Genomic DNA, 18,937 nt, shown 5'->3' with positions numbered 1-18,937 from the left:
TACTAGGCCAACTCGTATCTTTTGCCGGCGAGCTGTCGCACCCGCTCGGCCAATTCCAGATTCAACAAATGATGGGCCACGCTTTGGGCGTCCAGTCCGCTACGGCGGATCAACTGGTCGACGTGCGTGGGTTCGGGGCCGACCAGGGCCAAGAGCGCGCGTTCCTCGGGCAGCAGGCCGTCGTCCTGGCTCAGCAGGGCGCGGGGCCGGGCCGGCGATGGCGCCCGCCCCAGGGCCCCGGGGGCCAGGATGTCCTGGGCCGATTCCAGAAGCTGGGCGGCGTTGCGCCGCAAAAGCTCGTTGCAGCCGGCGCTGCTGGCCAGGCCGGCCAGGCCGGGCACGGCGAAGACCTCGCGGTTTTCCTCGAGGGCGTGGCGGGCGGTGATCAACGCGCCGCTGCGCAGGCCCGCCTCGACCACCACCACCGCCCGGCTCAGCCCGGCGATGATGCGGTTGCGCACCGGAAAATTGGCCTGGGCCGGCGGCGAACCCATGGGAAACTCGCTGACCACCGCGCCCTGGCCGGCCATCCGTTCGATGAGCCCGGCGTGTTCGGGCGGATAGGCCACGTCCAGCCCGCAGCCCAACACGCCCACCGTGTGGCCGCCGGCCTCCAGCGCCGCCCGGTGGGCCTGGCCGTCGACGCCCCTGGCCAGGCCGGAGATCACGCTGAGGCCGGCCCTCGCCAAATCACGGCCCAATTCGGCGGCCATGCGCTGGCCATAGGTCGTCATATTGCGCGAGCCGACCACGGCCACCCCGCCCTCGCGGCAAGGCCCCAGGTCGCCCCGAACGAACAACAGCGGCGGCGGGGCGAAGGCGTTGGCCAGAAGCGGCGGATATTCCGGGTCGGCCAGGGTGATCACCCGGCCGCCCACTTCGGCCAAGCGCTCCAGTTGCAGGCTTGGCTCCTCGCTCCAGGCGCGGCGGCTGATGGCCTCGGCCAGCGTCCGCCGCAGGCCCGGCACGGCCGACAAGGCCTCCAGCGGCGCGCCCAGGGCCCGGCCCGGCCGGCCAAAGGCGTCCAGCAGCCGGGCAAAGGTCACCCCACCCACGCCGGGGATCAGGCGCAAGCCCAGCCAGTCCAGCAGCTCCTCGCGGCTCAATGCGGCGTTATCCAGGTCCATGGGCATAGGAAGCTAACCACCCTTATGGCCCGCGTCAAGGCCTTTTTTTAGCGAGCCGTTGTTGCCAAGGCCGGTCAAAGGTGATTATTGTTATGCCAGGCAAGGCGTTAAACCCAGATGCGGAAGGGGTGATTTTGCAGCTTCGGTTCCTCCCAAAGCCCTTCCGCCACTCCGCGCCATGGCTGTTGACGGCGCTTTTGCTGCTGGCCTGGCCGGCGGCGGCCACGGCCGCAGACGCGCCGGAGGCCAAACCCCGCGTGGCTTTCATTTTAGAGGCCTCGATGGAAATGGCCGGCCCCTGGCATGGCCAGACCCGCCTGGAAGCGGCCACCGAGGCCCTGGGCCGCGAATTGGCGGCGTTGCCCCTGACGGCCGAAGCCGCGGTCTGGGCCGCCGGCCCCGATGACGCCGCCCAGTTGATCGCCCCGGCCACGGCCCAAGCGCTGAAACGCGCGCGGCTGGTCAAGCCGCCGGCCCATGGCCGGCCCGACCTGGCCCTGGCCATGCGGAGGGCCCTGGCCTGGGCCGCCGGCGGCCGGCCGGGAGCGGTGGTGTTGATCTGCTCGGGCCAGGCCGGCGGGCTGGATCAAGCCATCTTGGCCGGCGACCCACCCGGCGCTGACGGGCCTTTCACCCATGTCGTGGCCATGGGGCCGGGCAAAGCGCTCGCCCCGGCCCTGATGCGCGTCACCCTGCTGGGCGGCGGCAAGCTGCTGGCGGTGGAGGCGCCCAACCGCGCCCGCCTGGTGCTGCACCGCGCCGCCCAGGCCGCCCTCAGCCCCGCCAGCCTGCTGGCCGTCGTCCACGACGCGGCCAACCGCCCCATCGAGCTGACCTATAAAATAATGCACCCCGGCGGCGGTGAAAAGTTTGGCCGGCCGGCCCTGGCCAATCGCCCGGCCCAACTGCCGCCCGGCTCCTACGCCCTGGTTTGGCCCAAGGACTCGGCCATCGGCCCGGGCCAACCGCCCCAGATCGCTCGCGTGGCCAGCCGCGGCCAGACCATCGTCCGCGCCGGCGGCACGGGCCGCCTGACCCTCGAGGCCAAGGGTGAAAACGGCCAGGATCTGCCCTGGCTGGTCAACGTCACCTCGGCCCCCGGCGGCCGCCTGCTGGCCACCAACCAAGCCCTGCCGGTCACGATCCAGGCGGCGGCCGGCGAGATGATCATCCAGGTGATCAAGCCGCCCACCAGTTGGCGAGCCGATCTGGCCGCCGGCCAGGCCATGACCCTCACCCTGGGCCCGTGGGGGCGGCTGAGGGTCAACCTGCCCGGCCCCGACGGCCCCTGGCGCGCTCCGCTGACGGCCATCGGCCCGGCCCAGGCCCCCCGCCGCTGGGCCGGCCGCACTCAGAGCCCCCTGCCCCTGCCGCCGGGCGACTACGAAGTGATCGCCCAGGTCATCCCGCCCCTGCGCGCCAAGGCCGCCACTCCGCCCGGCGGCGAGCGCATCCTGGAGCTGCCGGCCGTGGGCGGCTTGCTGGTGTTTTTCGAACCCGGACGCGAGCCAAGGCCCTACGCCGTCCACGACACTGAAGGCCGAAATCTGGGCCGCGGCCACACCGGCCAGACCATCGCCCTCCAGCCTGGCCGCTACGAAATCGTCATGGCCCACGGCGGCCGGGCCAACGTCGCCATCACCGCCCGCCAACTGACGCGAATCGATGCGCCCAGCGCCCCCTGAACCGGCGGCCGGCCTGGGGCTCTATGTTCACCTGCCCTTTTGCCCCGGCCGCTGTCCCTACTGCGACTTTTTCGCCCAACCCTTCGACGCGGCCGCGGCCCAAGCCCTGGCGAGGGCCATGCTGGATCATCTGCCGGCCGTGGCGGAGATGGCCGAAGGCCGCCGCCTGGCCACGGTCTATGTGGGCGGCGGCACGCCCAGCATGTGGCCGGTTCGCTTTTTGGGCGGCCTGCTGGAGGCCGTCGAACGGACGATCGGCCTGGAGGCCAACCCCGAGATCAGCCTGGAGGCCAACCCCGGCACGCTCGGCCCGGCCAAGCTGCGCCTGATCGCCGCCTGTGGCGTCAACCGCCTGAGCCTGGGCGCGCAAAGCTTTCAACCGGCCCTGCTCCAGGCCCTGGGCCGCCGCCACGGCCCGGAGCAAACCATCCGCGTCGTGGAACAGGCCCGCCGCGCCGGCCTGAAAAACCTGAGCGTCGACCTGATCTATGGCCTGCCCGGCCAGGACGCGGCCCTGGCCGTGGCCGACGTGGAAGCGGCCATCGCCCTGGAGACCGATCACCTTTCGCTCTACGAACTGACCCTGGGTCCGCAAACGCCCTTTGGCCGACGCTACGTCAAGGGCCGACCGCCACTGCCCGACGACGATGCGCTGGCCGCCATGGAGCACGCGCTACTGAAACGCCTCGCCGCCACGCCGTTGCAACGTTACGAAGTCAGCAATTTCGCCCGGCCCGGCCGCCAATGCCGCCACAACCAGGACACCTGGCGCGGCCACGACTACCTGGCCCTGGGGCCGGGGGCCCACGGCCATCTGGCTGGTCGGCGCTTCGCTTTTCACGCCGACGTGGGCCGCTACGTATCCGAGGTGGCCGCCGGCCGCCAGCCCCTGGCCTTCGAGGAGGCCCTGACGGCCCAACAGCGCGCCCTGGAGCTGTTCATGCTGGGCCTGCGCACCGTGGAAGGCGTGGACCTGGCGGCGGTGGCGCGGCTCCTGGGCGCGGACCCGACTGGCCGCTACGGCCCAGCCCTGGCCGAAGTGGTCAAACGCGGTTGGGCCACCGCGCACGGCAAGCGGCTGCGGCCCACGCCGGCCGGCTTGGCCATGGCCGACGCGGCGGCGGCGCTGTTCGCCTGAGCCACGCCGGACAACCCTAGAGGATTTTCAGGCGCGGCGGCGCGGCGGCGGCGCGATCCTTTTCGGCGGGCCGCGAACGGATGCCTTGAGCCGCCTTTTCCAACAGCATCAGTGACAATTGCAGATTTTGCAGTTCGCCGGCCGGCGCGCGGCCCTGGCCGGCCCGTAGGGCGCGGCGCAGTCGCCAACGCCTGACCCATACCACCAGCGCCACGCCCAAGGCCACGCCCGCCACGAAAATGACCACGGCCAGCGGCAGCCATTGGGCCGCCTGGGCGGCCTCGCCACCACGCAAAAATGGCCCGGCCTCGCGGCCGGAACGCGGCGCGCTGACCGCGCAGCCATAACTAGACAACATCGCCGCGAAACAAACGACCGCCGCCTTGCCCATGCCCCCCTCGCCCACCAAAGAGTCTGGTGGGGCGGCCTTGCAAGGGGCTTGCCGGAATTTGGCGCGAATATCTTTTTGATATTAAATGCTATTTAGCATCATCACGCCTTGCGCGCCACCGGGGCAACGGTTGCCGGCGCCAGTCATACCGAAACATGGGGCCCGGCCGACCAGGGGCGTCGACCGGGCCGTTCATGCGCGTCAAGGGACGCCTGGGCCGTCAGAAACGCACGCGCACCGTCGCCCCGAAGGTGAGCGGGTCGCCCGATTGACCGACGGGGTCGGAGCCGGGAAACTCGAAGGCCACGGCCTCGTAGTTTTCGTCAAAGAGGTTTCTGGCCCACAACACCAGGTCGAAGGCCTCCCTCTCGAACCCCAGGCTCAGGTTGACCAACTGGTAGGGATCCTGCTTGAGGGTGTTGGCGTCGTTCCAATAAAAGGGCCCGACGCCGTTTAGCTCGGCGCGCAGGAAGGCGTCCCACGCCGCGCTGATCCCCCGCCGATATTCCAGGGCCAGGTTGTAGGTGTATTCCGGGGCCAGGACGGCCTTGTTGCCGGAGTAGTCGGCTCCGGCCAAGGGATCGCGGTAGTCGGTGTATTCGGCGTCGGTGTAGCCGAAACCGGCGTCCAGGGTCAGGCCCTGGCAAAGCAGGGCCCTGAGCTCCAGCTCCATGCCCATGCTGCGCGATTGACCGGCGTTGCGGATGGCGGTGTCGGCCGAGGGCAGCAGTTGCACCACCTGCTGGTCTTGCAGGTCGATGTAGAACAGGGCGGCGTTGACGATGAGCCGATTTTCGAACCAAGCCGTCTTCAGGCCCACTTCATAGTTCCAACTGTATTCGGGGTCGAAACGAATGTCCGATTCATCGGCGTAGGCGGTGTTGAAGCCCCCGGACCTGTAGCCCCTGGCCACGCCGGCGTAGGTCATCAAGCGCGGCGTCCAGTGGTAGGCCACCTGGAATTTGGGGAGCCACGCGCCGTTGTTTTCCGAGGCGTCCACCTTGTTGGAGCCCAGGTTCATCTCGCCGGAACTCATGGACAAGACGTGGTGGATATCGTTGTTTTCGTAGTCGTAGCGCAGCCCCACGGTCAGGTCGAGCTTCTTGAACAGGGTGTAGGTGGTCTGGCCGAAGACGGCCATGCCGTTGGTGGTCAAATCGGAGTCGGTGTCGCGGTCCACCGACATGCCCGGCAGCAAAAGGTCCGGGGCGAAGTTCAGGTTCAGGTGGTGCGTTTTGTCCTTGTTGAAGCCGTAGAGGCCCACCAGCCACTTCAAGGCGCTGTCGGATTCGGGCGAGGCGAAACGCAGCTCTTGGGTGAACTGGCGGTCGGCGATGTCTTCATAGGCGGTGATCAGGGGATAGATGGTGAAATCCTGGTCGTTGGCGGCCGAGTCGTCAAAGTCGCGGTAGGCCGTGATGGAGGTCAGTTGGAACCACGGCGCGTCGTAGACCACACGCAGGGAAGGCCCGAAGGCGTCGCGCTTGTATTTGCCCTCGTGGTCGTAGGCCACGTGGTGGGGGTTGCGTTGCAAATCCGCCAGGCGGCCCAGGGGGAAGGCGCCGTCGTCGACGCTCTCTCCTTCGATGTTGGCCGATATGTCGAGCTTGTCGCTGGGCGTCCAGCGCATCTGGGCCCGACCGTTGAAGGACTGGTGGTGGTCCACGTCCTGGTCGAGGAAGTCGTTTTCGGTATATCCGTCCCTGGTCTCGAAATACCCCGCCATCCGCAAAAAGAGCTTGTCCTCGACCAGGGGCGCGGCCACGTGCGCGCCGGCCTGATAGTTGTTGTAATTGCCGGCGGTCAGCTCGGCGCCCGCGCGGGTTTGGTTGTCGGGCTTTTTGGTGATGATGTTGATGACGCCGGCCAGCGAGTTGCGGCCGTAAAGGGCGCCCTGGGGGCCGCGCAAGACCTCGATGCGCTCGATGTCGAACAGGTTGGCGTCAAAGGCGCGGGCGTCCATGTAGCCCACGTCGTCGACGTAGTAGCCGATGGCCGGCTCGTTGTTGATGGAGCCAACGCCGCGCACGAACACGTAGGATGTGCCCCGGATGCCCCAGTTGGCGATGTACATGTTGGGCGTCAATCGCGATAAATCCTGGATGGTCTGAATCCTGGCGTCCTTGATGTCGGCCTCCGAGAAGACCGAGATGCTGGCGGGGACGTCTTGCAGGGTGGTTTGGCGCTTTTCGGCCGTCACCACCACGGGCTCCAGATCCATGGCGGCCTCCTGGGCCATGGCCGGGCCCGCCCAGGCGATCGCCGAGGCCATGATGGCCAACAACCCAAAAGCCGATCCGAGCACGGAGGATATGGACATCTTCAGCTCTCCTTTGTTTCTGGCGGGCAACCGCGGTCGCCCTTTTGGCACATGTCGATATCCATCGCGCCGATGGGCGTGTCGACGGTGCGAGAACGGGTCGATTGGAACCCGACGTCGATGGCGGCCTTGGCGATCATGCCCTGCGGGAAGCAATAGTCGTGTCCCATCATCATGGAGGGGATGACGGCCCCGAGCATGGTCTCCGGCTTGGTCTGTTGGTTGGTCATGCCGTCTTGGAAACTGACGAACCAGCCGCCGGGCTTCAGCGCATCCAACACCTTGCCCAGCAGGGCTGGCAGGTTGCCGATGGCGAAGTTCAGGGTGGCGCTGGCGAAAACCAGGTCATAACCCTCGCCGATGCCCTCGGCCAGGTAATCGCCAGGCCGATAGCTCACCCGGTCGCCGGCCTGGTAGGCGTCGACGAACGCGGCGGCCGCCGCCAGCACGGCCGGCCGATCCAACAGCACGCCGTGCAGCTTGGGGTTTTTTTCCAGTATGTAGAGGGTGAACGCGCCGTGGCCGCAGCCCATGTCGAGCATCTTTTCAAACGAGGCGAAGCCGGGCAGGCCGGCCACCATTTCGGCCACGAGCGGCCCGACGCCGCCGAAAACCCAACCGGCCGACGACTGGACTTCCTTGGTCCAGATCTTTTCGTCGGCGAAATCCATCACTTGGCCATCCGCGTCCGGGCCATGGGTCAGCAGCCGCTCCAGCTTGTCCAAGGGGTTGAGCCCGGCGTTCTGCGTCTGCAGCAAAAGGGCGGCCACGGAGCTGAGAGAGCCCGAAACCAAAAAGGCCTGGGCAATGGGCTGGTTGCAATACGTCGCGCCCTGTTTGCGCAGCAGGTCGATGGTGGTCAGCGCGTCCAGGAAGCGCCTGGTGTTTTCGGGGTGCAGGCCCAGCGCGGCCGCCACCTCCCCGGCGGCGCGGGCCTGGCTCAGCAGGTCGAAAACCTTCAGCTTGATGGCGCAGTTCAGCAGCGCCGCCTTGAGCGGGCCCATGGCCAGTTGATGCAGGGGGCCGTAGCTCAGGGCCACCTCCGGCGTGTGTTTCATGACGTTGCCTTTCGCTGATATCGCCGTGAACGGCGGGCTCTCCGCGCCGCGCGGGGCCCCGCCCGTGACATGGCCGGCAATTTACAAGGCATGCCCCGCGCCGGTCTAACACCCGCTGAAATATTGCTGTCATTTGCTGAACGGCGCGGCGAAAAGCCAGGCGGCGGGAAGGTGGGTCAGCGCGGGCGGACGCCGCGGCGGCCCTTTGCCTCCTTGAGGTAGGCGCTGGGCTGGACGCCGAAATAGGCCAGAAAGGCCTTGGCGAAATGGCTGGGGCTGCTGAAGCCGGTGGCGTAGGCGATTTCGGCCATGTTCATCTCGTCGGCGTCGATCATCAGCCTGCTTTGCTCCAGGCGCTGCCGCCGCAGATAGTCGAAAACCGTCGTGCCGAAAACATCCCTGAACCCCTTGTTGAGCTTGGTGTGGGTCATGCCCACCGCGCCGGCCAACTGAAACAAGGATGGCGGATTTTGCAGGTCGTCGAGGAGAATGTTGCGGGCCGCCTGGATGCGACCGCTTTCCTGGCGATTCAGCGGCGCATGCGCCGTCGGCCGATGGCTGGCCAGCAGTTGGCTCAGTTGCAGGGCCATCAGCTCCAGCGTCTTGCTTTCATAAAACAGCCGCCGGACGGCGCCGTGATAGGGGCAGGACAGGATCTGGTTGGCCACGATCGCCATGGACGGCGGCATCGTCGACGGCCGAAAGCAATAGGGAAACACGCCGTTTTCCGCGGCGTGGGCCAACTCGGGAACGACGGCGTTGGGGCGTTCGGCCAGATGGTCGGCAATGACATGGGCCTCGATGTGAATGGCCACCATGCGGGCGTTGACCCCCGCCGGGATCTCCATGACCGCACGCGACCGTGGGAAGGCCGCCACGGTGTTGAGCCCGGCCTCGCTGACAAAGGCGTGCTCGCCGCGCTCATGGTCGATCAGGTAGCGCGCCCGGCCGGCGAGATAATAGGAAAACTCCAGCGGGGCCTCGCCGGTCTCAAACTCGATGCGCAGGTCATCCTGGGGACGGCAATCCACCGCCGCCACCCGCAGCCCAGGCTTGACCTCCATCAGTTGGCCCTCTACGCCCGCCGGAACGCCCGACTCCTCCAACCCGGCCAGCGAACTCTCCTCGCCGCGCCGCACAAGCCCCTTCGCTTCGCCGCCCATTTTGGCCCACCATGCCCGATGCGGCCCAAGCGGCCGCCTTTGTCCAAATCGCCCGCCCGATCGATCGGCGGCGACGCCCTCCGCCGCGCCGTGGCGTCACGGCCGGCGCAAACGCGGCGAGCGCTTGACAGGCCGCGCTTTTTTGGCTAAACATAGGCGAATTGTTTGTCTTATACAAGAAAATATATGTTGTCTAACTTGATATGCACATGCGATGCGCAAGAGCCAGCGGCAACGCCGCCCGCCGAGGCTTGGCCGTGCGTCAACTTCGCCGCGACCGACGGCCAGACCCAAATGGCCGCGGCCGCGTTGACGCACGTGCCGCTGCGGGAGGGCCTGGAGTTGATCATCCAGGATTTCCGGCCCACGGGCGAGATGACCTTGCGTTTTTCGCGCGAGGCCTCCGCCCTGCACTTTGGCTACATGCTAAAGGGCCGCGTGCACACGGTCATCGACCAGGGGCGCAGGCGTTTTTTCAACTCGCCCAACCTGGCCGGCCGCGGCGGGGTGCTGTTTCTGCCGCACACCATATCCCAGGGCCATTACCAGGCGGGCGACCACGTCCTGGGCCTGTCGGTGGACGTCTCTCCCCGGCTTTTCGGCCAGTTGGCCGAAGACATCTCCCCGGCCCTGCCCGACCAACTGCGCGATCTGGTCAAGGGCGCGAGATCATCCAACGGCTTCGTGCTGCCCGCGACTATAACCGCCCCCATGAACGCCGTGTTGCGCGACATCCTGGCCATCCGCCGGGACTCGCCTTGCGCCGGCCTGTTCACCGAGGCCAAGGTACTGGAATTGCTGGGACTTCAGATGGAGCAGTTCATCGAGTCGCACCGCCATGCCGGGCCGGCGCGGGCCATGGATCGGGCCGACAGGGCCGGCTTGCGGCGGGTGCTGGAAATGCTTGGCGCCAACCTCCACGATCAGCCGTCGCTGCTCGACATGGCCCGCGAGGCGGGCATGAGTCACGGCAAGCTCAACATCTGCTTCAAGCAGGCCTACGGCGTGACGGTGTTCGAGTGGTTGCGCCAGGCCCGCCTGGACCGGGCGCGGGAGTTGCTCGGCGCTGGCTGCTCCATCGCCGAGGCCGCCTTGCTGGCGGGCTTTTGCGATCAAAGTCACCTCAACCGCTGCTTCAAGCGGCGCTTCGGGCTCACGCCCGGCCAATATCTCCGCGCCCGGCGCGGCTGAGCAACCCGACCCCACCCGCCGAGCGCCTCGCCAATTGGCGGCCGCAGAGTGGCGAAACCAGCCCCGCCGCCGCCAGGCAGAGCGCGCCGCAGAGCGAAAACACGCCGTCATAGCCCATCTCCTGGGCCAGCCAGCCGCTGGAGCCCATCAGCACGCCGCCGCCGATCATGGAGATGGCTATCTGCAAACTGTAGTCGGCCCCTTCGTGGCCCGGCCGGGTGAAATCCATGGCGATGGTGTTGATGGCCGTCATGGTGGCGGCGAACCCCAGGCCGCCCAGGCCAATGGCCGCCAGCAGATAGGCCGTGTCCGTCTGGCCCCAGGCCAGGGGCAGCATGGCCACGGCGGCCACGGCGCCCAGCAGGCAACCGCCGCGCAGCACGGCCAGACGGCCCAGCCTGGGGATCAGCCAGCCGGCGGCCACCGCGCCCAGCAGGCCCACGCCCACGCCGTGCACGCCCGTCAACAGGCCGATGCGCGCCGCCGAAAAGCCCAGATCGACCATCAACGGCTTGGTTATCATGACGCAGGCCATGCTGCCGCCGTAGGAGATCAGCATCATCAGCGTCCAGCGTCCGGCCCCCCTTTGGCGAAAAAAGCCCGACCAGCCCGTGGCGCCGGCCTCGCCGCCCGCGCCCGGCCGCGCCGGGATGGCTGACGCCAGCCAACCCAGGGGGGCCAGCGGCAACAGCAGGGCCAGGGCCATCGCCAGCATGACCCCGGCCCAGCCCAAGTATTGATAGGCGATCAGCGCCCCGCCGGAGCCCAGCAGGGCCCCCAGCATGTTGCCGCCGGTCTGGGCGGCGTTGCCGGGCCCCCTTTCTTCGTCATTCAACAAACGCACCGCCAGGGCGTCGGTGGCGATATCCTGGGTGGCGGCGAAAACATAGGAAAGGGCCATCAGGCCCAGCGCCAGGGGCAGCTGGCGCTCCAGGCCCACCAGGGCCAAGGCGGCCGTGCACAGGCAAAACATCAGTTGCAAGGCCACGATGACCCTGGCATAGCGCCCGCCGGGGGCGGTGGCCCGGTCCACCAGCGGGGCCCACAAAAACTTGAGCAGCCAGGGCAAGGCGATGATCTGCAAAAAACCGATGCTGGCCAGGCTGGCCCCCTGGCCGCGCATGATCACCGGAAGGACGTTGCCAAAAAAATGGCCGGGCAGAGTCTGGGCGATGTAGAGGCCCGAAAGCAGAATATATTTTCTATGGGCGCGCATGGTTGGCCTTGTCCTGGCCCTGGACCGACGCGGCCGGCTTGCGGGCCGTGACGATCTGGCCCATGAGGCCCTTGGAGACAACTTCGATCTCGCAAAAGCCGCTGTCGCCCAGCATCCGCGCCATCTGCCGGTTGCTGTAAAGGCGCAGGCCGTAAAGGGCCCAGACCAGGCGGTTGAACCACGAACGGCGTATGGTGGTGATGACCAGGCGGCCGCCGGGCTTGAGCACCCGGCGCAGCTCGGCCAGCACCCGCTCGGGATGCTCCAGAAAAAACCACATCGAGGTGTTGGCCGAGCAGGTGAAGCTGTCGTCGGGCCAGGGCAGGCGCTCGGCGTCGCCCTGGACGATCTCGGCCAAGCCGGCGGCCACGGCGTCGTGGTTGGCCCGGCGGGCCACCTCCACCATCTCCGGGCTGTGATCGATGGCCGCCACCCGAGCCACCTTGGGTTGGATCATGCCCAAGAAATAACCGCCGCCGCAGCCGATCTCCAGGTGCGCGTCATCGGGCCGCGGGGCCAGGGCTTCCATGGTCTGGGCAAAGGCCTTCATGTGGCTTTTCGGTTCGCCATAGTATTGACGCGCCCACTTGCCCTGGGGCCGTTTGGCCGTCGAATCGATGAACCTGCTCAAGATGCTAGTCATCAACGCCCTCTTTTCCCTTGGCGCGGCCCCGGCGGACCGCCGCTAGAAGCGCCATTGCAGTTCGACGCCCACCGCCAGGGGCTGGCCGGTGCGACCGTAGTAGCCCATGCCGTAGAAATCCAGGGCGCGCACCACGTACAACTCGTCGGCCAGGTTTTGACCCCAGATGTAAGCCGCCCAGCGCTCGGCCTCGTAACCGGTTTTGGCGTCGATCAAGACATAGGCGTCTTGCTGGTAACCGTTGGTTTCTTCCAGATATTTCTTGCCGATCCACGACGCGCTGGCCTGGGCGAACAGGCCGCTGGCGTGGCGATAGACGCCGCCCAGGGCGAATTTATAGTTGGGCGTGTTGGGGATATCGTTGCCCGAAAGATTCTCGCCGCTGGAGTGACCGTTGTATTCATCAAATTCGGCCGAAATGAGCCCCAGCGAGGCCAGGATGTTCAGGCCGGGCAGAACCTGCCAGCCAACCTCGGTCTCCAGGCCATAGCTGTGGGCCTTGCCGGCGTTTTGCAGGACCACCAGGCCGTCCTTGACCACGGAGAGCTGAATGTCGCGCCAGTCCACGTAAAATATCGCCGCGCGCAAACTCAGCCGCTTGTCGAACAGGGCGGCCTTGTAGCCAGCCTCATAGGTGGTGGTGTATTCCGGGTCAACGCTGTGCTCGATGACATCGCGGCTGGTGCTGAGCACGTTATAGGCCCCGGAGCGATAGCCCTGGTAGATGGTGGCGTAGATGCGCTGATCGGTGGCGAGCAGATAGGCGGCGCTGATCCGGGGCAACAGGGCCAGCCAATCCTGGTCGGCGTCATATTTGTCCGTGCCGTATGTGGTCCCGTTCAGGCCGTAGGCGGTGTTCCAATCCACCTTGACCCGCTCCCAGTCCATCCTCAGGGCGGCGGTGAATTCAACCTTTTCCCAGGGACGGTATTGCACCTGGCCGAACAGGGCCGCGTTGTCGGTGGTCAGCTCGGAGTCTGATTTTTGATACATGCCGGGAATACTTCCAAAATACGCGCCCTGGGAGCCGAACTGGAAGTCCATGTCGTAGGTTCCCTTTTGATGCATCAGATAGAGGCCGGCCATGCCTTGCCAGACCGCGTTCTGGTCGGTGGTGGCGATACGCAGCTCTTCGGAGAAGGTCTGATAGTCCTCTTGATAATCCAGGATGATGGCGTCCAATGGGCTCATGTCCTGGTCCAGCAGCATGTCGTATTTGGTGTCGACAAAGGCGGTGATGGAGGTCAGCTCCAGGGCCCCGAAGCGCTTGCGCAGATCCAGGCTCGGCAAGACCATGGAGCCGTTGTCATGGCCCAAGAGGTTGTTGAGGGTGTGGATTGTGCCGCCGCCGTCGACGTTGGCGTAGTTGTCGTTGGCCGAGTCGAAGCGGTCGAGGTTGAGCGAGAAGGTGGCGTCGCAGGCATCGCTGGGGCTGAAAACGACCTTGGCCCGACCGGAGGCTTGGCTGCCGTCGTTGGTGTCGTCTCGATTATAATAATCATTTTCGATCCAGCCGTCCGTGCCGGAGTACCGGGCCGCCAGCCGGAAGCCCACCTTCTCGTTGACCGGGCCGCCCACCGCGCCGTCGACTTCATAGGTGTTGAAGCTGCCGTAGCGGGCCGTGGCGTGGGCGTTGAGCGTGTCGCCGGGATCGTTGGTGATGATGTTGAGGTGGCCGGCGTGGGTGTTGCGGCCAAAGAGCGAGCCCACGCCGCCGCGCACCACTTCGATGCGCTGCACGTCGAAAAAGGCGTCGCTGCCCACGTAGGGCAGGGAGACGCCGTCCAGGCTGGAATAGCTGGTGTAGACCATGTTGCTCATGGCCCCCATGCCGCGGAAGCTGACCTCCGTCCAATGACTGCCTGTTTTGAGATAATTGACGTTGGGCAGAAAATTGGTGAGCTGATCGACCTGGTCGATCTGATAGTCGCCTAGCTCCTCCTCGTCGATAACCGAAACGCTCATGGGCAGATCGTTGACGTCCTTGCTGGTGGTTTTATCGGCGGTGACCATCACCGCCTCCAACTCGTGCGCTTGTTGATCCGCCGGCGCGGCCGCATCCTCGGCGGCCACGGCCAGGCCGCCGCCCACCGCGGCCCAAAGCATCAGCGCAACCAACATCGCTCCGCATGTTTTCCTTGGCACTTCCTCGCTCCCTTCCCATGGCGAAAAAACACGATGGCGGCGTCGCGCAGGCAATACCGAACCGTTTGGCGCGGCGTCGCGCCGGCGCGATCGCCCCACGCGCCGACGGCGTCGCCCATCCGCCCAACGGCCTCCTGACGCCTCAATGGAGCGAACATAGCAGCGGCTTGGCTCTGGTTATTGAACGCGGTGATTGTTTTTTTGGATTTTATGAATTTATTAGGAATGACTAATACGTCGTATGAAAGATTCGCCCCGGGCCGCTGTCGGGCCGGATTGGCGGCCAACGACCTGGGCCCACGCCGAAAAAGCGCTTTGCACGACCGCCGCCCCCCGCGCGCCGGCGGGCCGGCCTAAATGTGGCCGGGGTCGTACTCGGGGCGTTCCTTGGCGAAGGCCAGCACCACGGTGGTGGCCCCGGCCTGCTTGCGCACCTCGTCATGGGTGTCGGCCAGCAGGCTGGCGGCGGCCTCCAGGGCCTCGGGGGCCTTGATGTTGGACAGGGCCATCAAGGCGGCCTGGCGCACCGAGGCGTCGCGGTCCCTGAGCGCGTGGATCAGGGGTTGGACGATCTCGTTCAGGCGCAGGCGGGTGTTGCCCAGGGCTATGGCCGTCACGCGGCGCACCTCGGCGTCGTTGTCGTCCAGGCAGGCGGCCAGGGGGGCCAGGGCGTCGCGGCTCTTGATGTGGTTGAGGGCGATGACGGCTTCCTTGCGCACGCCGGCGTCGGAGTCTTGCAGCAGCTGCACCAGGCGCGGCACGGCCTTGATCTCGCGCAGGCGGCCCAGGCAGGCCGCGGCGGCGCGGCGCACGGCCACGTCTTCGTTGGCCGTCAGCTCGATGACGTTTTGGGCGATATCGGTCACTTCCAGGTTGGCCAGGCCGCTCATGGCCGCGCCCATCAGGTTGGCCTGACCGCTGGCCAGGGCCGCCCGCAGGGCCTCCTGGGCCACGCCGGGCTGGATGCGGCTGATAGCCACGGCGGCGGCCTTACGCACCTCGGGGTGGGTCTCGTCGCCGGCCTCGGAGGGCGGCTCCTTGGCCCCGGCGGCGGCGGCCAGGACTTTCTGGCGCAGATCGGCGTCGGATGCCTTGAGCAAGCGCCGCAAAAACGGCAACGCCCCCGGCAGCAGCAGCAGGCCCAGCGACTTGGCCGCCTCGGCCTGGATCTGCCAGGCCTTGTGGCCCAGGGCCTTGATCAGGCCACGCTCGGCCTCCTTGAGGCCCATGGAGCCGCTGAGCAGGCAGGCCGCCCGCAGGATGTTGGGTTCCTCGGCGTCGAGGGCGTCGAGGACGATTTTTTCCAGATTATCCGCCATGGCCAAACTCTCCCGCCGCGGCCCCGAGGCGCATGGCCGTCGTCAGCTTCACGTTACCAGTAAATGATCGTCGAACGACGCCATGTTTGTCAAAGCCCATCACGCCAAAAACAATTATCAGGCCGGGCCCAGGGCCTGCTCCACGTCGCGGGACGAGGCCACGTTGCACAGCAGCTCGCCGCAATCGGGGCAGAACTCCGGCCGGCGCACGGTCTGGTCCTGAAAAACGCGGCGCGGCTTGCGGCCATCCAAAAAGCCGCTGACCATGCCCCAGGCCTGCTCGGGCGTGTGATCGCAAGTCAGGACGTTGAAGACCTCCAGCACCTGGCCGTCACGCAGGTGCAGGGCCACGCCGACCACCTCGGGCTGATCGGGGCTTTCGCCCAGCAGGCTGATGGTGGCCAGGGCCGAGCCCACCGCCAGCGAGGCCATGGGGCTGACGTGCTGGCATTGGGACGGCGCGTGGGCCGGATCGTTGACAAAATCGCCCACGGCGTGGGCCCGGCCGTGACCGTCGGAGAGGTCCTGGCCCGTGGCCTGGGCCCACCGGGCAAAGGCCTGGCCGCCCACGGCCACCGCCTGGGGCTCCACGCCGGCTTGGCGCAGAAACTGCATCAGGTACCACGTGCGACGGCAGTGATCACGATATTGGCTCAGGCCCAGGCCGTTGGCCGGCAAGTCGTAAACGTCGAGGAAATCGTCGAAATCGAAAACAGGCAGGCGCAACTGGCGCTTGAGGCCGCCGGAAAAGCGCTGGGCCATGGATCTGGCTTGACCGATGATTTTTGTGGTGTCCAAGGGCCGCTCCTTGTGGCAGATTTAGCCTCGCCATGAACGCTTATCATAAAATTGTACCTCTGCCCATCGCCCCAGGCCAGGGCGAGTTGCCCCGGCGCACCTGGTGGCGCGCTCCCGAGACGGCCCACGGCGTGTGCATGCGAGCCAACGCCCGCTTGCGCCCGGCCCTGGCCCGCGCGCAAGATCAGCCCTGGCCGATGCTGGCGGCGGTCTGCCGGGCGGCCTCGGCGGCGCTTTTGCTGCATCCGCGGCTGAATTTTTATACGTTTTGGGGAAGGCTGCGCTGGGCCGGCCTGCCGCCCAAGGTCTGCGCCTTTCTGGAAAACGCCGACACATCGTGCACGGGCGTGGTGATCCAGGCCGCCCACGAGATGAGCCAAGGGCGCGTGATCGAGCTGCTGCGCGCCGGCCGGGGCCAGGACGAGGCCCCGCCGTCGTTGATGGCCCGCCTCTGGCCCGAGGCCGACTATGTGCTACGCCGCCTGAGCGGGGTCTATCCGGCCCAATACGTCCGTCACAACGCGCCGCTTTTCGTCTCGATGCTCTGGCTGGCGGGCGTCGACGACCTTTGCTACACCCCGGCCCACAGCATGGCCCTCTATCCCGGCATGCCAGTCGACGGCCTCATGCCGCTGACGCTGTGCTACAACCACCAACTGGCCAACGCCCGTCCGGTGGGCCGCCTGCTGCGCACCATCGCCGACCTGCTGGAATGAAGGTCTATTCGCTACGGCCCTTTTCCATGCGCCGTTGCACCGGCCGCTGGTCGAAGACCCGCCAACCCTCGGGCGGCTGATAGGCGAAGTGCCCCGCCGACGTGTCGGGATTGTAGCGCTGGTTGCTGAAGCCGTATTGGTTGATGTTGCCCACCATGCTGACAATGCGCAGGCCCAGCAGGTCCAGATTGCCCTCGGCGAACCAAACCACCAGCCGGCCCATGTCGGCCCGGGGCTCCTTGGGCTCCATGGCCACCGTCAGCGAGCCCGCCGGGCCCTGTTCCTCGGCGGTGGCCTCGACCACCTTGAACGAGTCGTCCAGGGCCGAAAGCCCGCTCAGCGCCGCCAGCAGGCCGCGCAGGGCCTGGGTGTTGTCGCCGACCTCGTAAATGGTCACCCGCTGGCGATCGGGCTGGATCAGCCACATCGTCCGGCCGTCGGAGACGACCTCCTGGGGCTTGGGCACGCTCTCGGTCAGGCGCAGATTCAGCGGTCGCACCCAGACCAGTTGGCCGACGCTGCGCACCTTGCGCGCGGCCTGGCCGGCGGCGGCCACGTATTGGCTTTCACGCGTGAAGTCGGCCGCCAGTCCATTCACCTGGCCATAACGCTGGCTCAGGCGCTGTTGGATGGCCTGATCATCGGCGGCCCAGGCCGACGGGCAGCATAGCGCCGCCAGGGCCACGAAGGCGATAATGAGCTTTTTCATGGGCGCTGATCCTAATTTGAGGTACGCCCAAACTATGCCACGGCCGGCCCGTTTTGGCCAGGGGCGCGGGGCTTGTTTGCGCGGCCCGGCCTTCTTACTCGAACAGGCCCGGCTCGGCGCTCAACTCGGCGATCTCCTCGGGCGCGAAGCCGGCCTGGGCCAACACGGCGGCGTTGTCCGTCGGGCCGCCCAGCCAGGCCTGGCCGGGCCGCGCCGGCGTGGCCGAGAATTTTATCGGCGGGCCGGGCTGGCGCAGCGTGCGGCCATCGGGGGCCGGAACCTCCACCACCCACTGCCGGGCCTGGGCCAGGGGCTGGTCAAAGGCCTCGCGCAGGCCCAGCACCGGCTCCACGCAGGCGTCGACTTTTTCAAAAATCTCCACCCATTGGGCCATGGTCTTGCCCTTGAAGATTTGGCGGATTTGCTCCTTGACCCGGGGCAGATCGGGCGGCGCCACCCAGCCGGCCACGCAATCGGGCCGGTCGATGGCCAGGCACAGGGCCTCGAAAAACTTGGGCTCCAGCGAACCCACGCTGAGGTGCCCACCGTCGCTGGTTTCATAGATATCGTAGAGCGAGCCGCCGTTTAGCATCGTGCCCTCGCGGCCGGGCTCGGCGTCGGCGGCCAGGGCCCCGGCCGCGGCCATGGCGTTGAAGGCCATGGCCCCGTCGGTCATCGAGACGTCCACGTGCTGGCCTTGGCCGCTTGCCTGCCGGGCGATCACCGCCGCCAGGATGCCCACCACCGCGTTCATCGAGCCGGCGGCCACGTCGGCGATCTGCATGCCCATCAGCGTGGGGCCGCCGTCGCGCCGGCCCGAGTAGGACAACAGCCCCGAGCGGGCCAGATAGTTGACGTCGTGGCCGGCCCGGTCTTTCAACGGCCCGGTCTGGCCATAGCCGGTCAACGAGCAATAGATCAGGCGCGGCTGCAAGCGGCAGAGCGCCTGGTAGCCCAGGCCCAGCTTGTCCATCACCCCAGGCCGGAACTGCTCCAAAATTATGTCGTAACGCTCGATCAGGCGCTGGACCACCGCCAACGCCCGTGGATGCTTCAGGTTCAGGCTGATGGCCCGCTTGCCCCGGCCCAGAAAGGCCGCCGAGGCCGAGATGTTGCTCCCCGGCAGCAGCGGCGGCACCATGTCGGCCATGTCGGGCCGCGTCTTGGAGACCACCCGCAGCACGCCAGCCCCCATGTCGGCCAGAAACATCGAGGCGTAGGGCCCCGGCAACAACGAACTGAAATCGAGAATCCGCAGTCCGTCCAGTGGTCCGCCCATGATCGTCTCCCCCGCTATCGAAAAGCCTTGGAACCCACC

The 18,937-nt window shown here is 67.0% G+C and carries 16 protein-coding genes; 4 read left to right on the top strand and 12 right to left on the bottom strand.

What is annotated here, in order from left to right; genetic code table 11:
• Positions 1-2 precede the first annotated feature (2 nt).
• Positions 3-1,133 (bottom strand): DNA-processing protein DprA, encoded by a 1,131-nt coding sequence (gene dprA, locus DEBA_RS05645; protein WP_013257953.1) that lies wholly within the window; start codon positions 1,131-1,133, stop codon positions 3-5.
• Between the two features lie 128 nt (positions 1,134-1,261).
• Between dprA and DEBA_RS05640 the strand changes: the two genes are divergently transcribed.
• A complete protein-coding gene (locus DEBA_RS05640; protein WP_148227796.1) occupies positions 1,262-2,812 on the top strand; it encodes a vWA domain-containing protein in 1,551 nt (516 codons plus the stop codon).
• Positions 2,793-3,950: a radical SAM family heme chaperone HemW gene (gene hemW / locus DEBA_RS05635; RefSeq protein WP_013257951.1), complete on the top strand. Its 1,158-nt coding sequence runs from the start codon at positions 2,793-2,795 to the stop codon at positions 3,948-3,950. The genes DEBA_RS05640 and hemW overlap by 20 nt, the downstream gene beginning before the upstream one ends.
• 16 nt (positions 3,951-3,966) lie before the next feature.
• Here the strand turns inward: hemW and DEBA_RS05630 are convergent, their stop codons facing one another.
• The 4 genes from DEBA_RS05630 to DEBA_RS16860 form a co-directional block, all read right to left on the bottom strand.
• A complete protein-coding gene (locus tag DEBA_RS05630; RefSeq protein WP_013257950.1) occupies positions 3,967-4,341 on the bottom strand; it encodes a hypothetical protein in 375 nt (124 codons plus the stop codon).
• 220 nt (positions 4,342-4,561) lie between these two features.
• Positions 4,562-6,661, bottom strand: a complete 2,100-nt coding sequence (locus DEBA_RS05625) for a TonB-dependent receptor (RefSeq protein WP_013257949.1) — start codon at positions 6,659-6,661, stop codon at positions 4,562-4,564.
• A gap of 2 nt (positions 6,662-6,663) precedes the next feature.
• The gene (locus DEBA_RS05620) at positions 6,664-7,719 is read right to left on the bottom strand and encodes a methyltransferase family protein (protein ID WP_013257948.1); all 1,056 of its coding nucleotides are present in this window, start codon (positions 7,717-7,719) and stop codon (positions 6,664-6,666) included.
• Between the two features lie 176 nt (positions 7,720-7,895).
• Positions 7,896-8,882, bottom strand: coding sequence for a helix-turn-helix transcriptional regulator (locus DEBA_RS16860; protein WP_013257947.1), 987 nt, complete (start codon positions 8,880-8,882; stop codon positions 7,896-7,898).
• A 294-nt stretch (positions 8,883-9,176) separates the two neighbouring features.
• On the opposite strand from DEBA_RS16860, the gene DEBA_RS05610 reads away from it, so the two are divergent.
• Positions 9,177-10,073: an AraC family transcriptional regulator gene (locus DEBA_RS05610; protein ID WP_013257946.1), complete on the top strand. Its 897-nt coding sequence runs from the start codon at positions 9,177-9,179 to the stop codon at positions 10,071-10,073.
• Here DEBA_RS05610 and DEBA_RS05605 read toward each other — a convergent pair.
• The 5 genes from DEBA_RS05605 to DEBA_RS05585 form a co-directional block, all read right to left on the bottom strand.
• Positions 10,036-11,289 (bottom strand): MFS transporter, encoded by a 1,254-nt coding sequence (locus tag DEBA_RS05605; protein ID WP_013257945.1) that lies wholly within the window; start codon positions 11,287-11,289, stop codon positions 10,036-10,038. The genes DEBA_RS05610 and DEBA_RS05605 overlap by 38 nt on opposite strands.
• On the bottom strand, positions 11,276-11,932 hold the full coding sequence (locus DEBA_RS16855) for a class I SAM-dependent methyltransferase (protein ID WP_013257944.1): 657 nt from the start codon (positions 11,930-11,932) through the stop codon (positions 11,276-11,278). Before DEBA_RS16855 ends, DEBA_RS05605 begins: the two co-directional genes overlap by 14 nt.
• Positions 11,933-11,974: 42 nt before the next feature.
• A complete protein-coding gene (locus DEBA_RS05595; RefSeq protein ID WP_187288595.1) occupies positions 11,975-14,038 on the bottom strand; it encodes a TonB-dependent receptor in 2,064 nt (687 codons plus the stop codon).
• Positions 14,039-14,430: 392 nt separating this feature from the next.
• Positions 14,431-15,396 carry a HEAT repeat domain-containing protein gene (locus DEBA_RS05590; protein WP_013257942.1) on the bottom strand — a complete coding sequence of 322 codons (966 nt, stop codon included), beginning with the start codon at positions 15,394-15,396 and terminating at the stop codon, positions 14,431-14,433.
• A 117-nt stretch (positions 15,397-15,513) separates the two neighbouring features.
• The gene (locus DEBA_RS05585) at positions 15,514-16,194 is read right to left on the bottom strand and encodes a hypothetical protein (RefSeq protein WP_013257941.1); all 681 of its coding nucleotides are present in this window, start codon (positions 16,192-16,194) and stop codon (positions 15,514-15,516) included.
• A 32-nt stretch (positions 16,195-16,226) separates the two neighbouring features.
• Between DEBA_RS05585 and DEBA_RS05580 the strand changes: the two genes are divergently transcribed.
• Positions 16,227-16,910, top strand: coding sequence for a hypothetical protein (locus DEBA_RS05580; protein ID WP_013257940.1), 684 nt, complete (start codon positions 16,227-16,229; stop codon positions 16,908-16,910).
• A gap of 4 nt (positions 16,911-16,914) precedes the next feature.
• Here the strand turns inward: DEBA_RS05580 and DEBA_RS05575 are convergent, their stop codons facing one another.
• Together DEBA_RS05575 and DEBA_RS05570 are read right to left on the bottom strand one after the other, a co-directional pair.
• Positions 16,915-17,619 (bottom strand): LolA family protein, encoded by a 705-nt coding sequence (locus DEBA_RS05575; RefSeq protein WP_013257939.1) that lies wholly within the window; start codon positions 17,617-17,619, stop codon positions 16,915-16,917.
• A gap of 94 nt (positions 17,620-17,713) precedes the next feature.
• Entirely contained in the window at positions 17,714-18,898 is a 1,185-nt protein-coding gene (locus DEBA_RS05570; protein WP_013257938.1) for a CaiB/BaiF CoA transferase family protein, read from the bottom strand.
• Between the last annotated feature and the right edge of the window lie 39 nt (positions 18,899-18,937).

This window comes from Desulfarculus baarsii DSM 2075 (assembly GCF_000143965.1).
Classification (GTDB): domain Bacteria; phylum Desulfobacterota; class Desulfarculia; order Desulfarculales; family Desulfarculaceae; genus Desulfarculus; species Desulfarculus baarsii.
Note: the sequence above shows the minus strand (reverse complement) of the source record. Positions and strands in the feature narration are given on the sequence as shown.